Source organism: Butyricimonas hominis, from assembly GCF_014287455.1.
Lineage (GTDB): Bacteria > Bacteroidota > Bacteroidia > Bacteroidales > Marinifilaceae > Butyricimonas > Butyricimonas muris.
Map to the genome: position 1 here is coordinate 1 of NZ_JACOOH010000057.1, position 777 is coordinate 777.

The window sequence follows — 777 nt, forward strand, 5'->3', positions numbered from 1 at the left end:
GCTTTCAAAATTTCAAATAGGTAACGAAACAGTAACGATTTTCAGATGTTGGGCTTGTCCAACTTTGACCGCTGTTTGTCTGCCTAACTTTCGGGTTCAAAGATACGGCTTTCTTTTGAAACTCGCAAATATCTGATAATAAATATTTTTGGGTTAGTGCAAGGTGCAAGCTATATATATAAATATATACTTGCACCTTGCACTAAAAAAAAGCACTGGGGTACAAATGCTTAAAACAAAATCCGTATCTTCGTAACCGATTAAAAACAAACGTGTATGATAATAACTAACCGTGAAGAAGTAATAGATAAAGCGTTCGGCGTATTTGTCAGGATGAACTACGAGAAAGCAAGCATCATCACGCTTGCCAAAGCCTGCGGGGTGACAAAAACGGGTATCGTTTATTATTTTCCGCACAAGTTGGATTTATTCATGGCTGTGGCGGACAAATACGTGTTGCAAATGCACGAACCGGAAAACAAGTTTGCCGCTCCTGCCGATACGTTGGCGGAGTTCATCGGGCAATACGTGGCGGGAGTAGCCGCTTCCATGAAAAGGATTGTTGAACTGATTGGCGATAATAGCAGCCCGCATGATTGTAGTCCTAACTTCTACTACTTTCATTTCCTGTCACAAGTGCGCATGTACTATCCGGGTATCAGGCAGAAAATTGAGAAAATCTACCGACAAGACTATGACCTATGGGAGAAAGTCATACAGAAGGCAAAAGAAAGCGGGGAAATCAGGAGCAACACGGACGTGAAGAAAACGGCTATC

1 protein-coding gene is annotated in these 777 nt (G+C 42.0%); it reads left to right on the forward strand.

What is annotated here, in order from left to right; translation table 11 throughout:
- Positions 1–276: 276 nt before the first annotated feature.
- A partial coding sequence (locus tag H8S64_RS22200; protein ID WP_186978735.1) for a TetR/AcrR family transcriptional regulator occupies positions 277–777 on the forward strand: 501 nt, incomplete at its 3' end.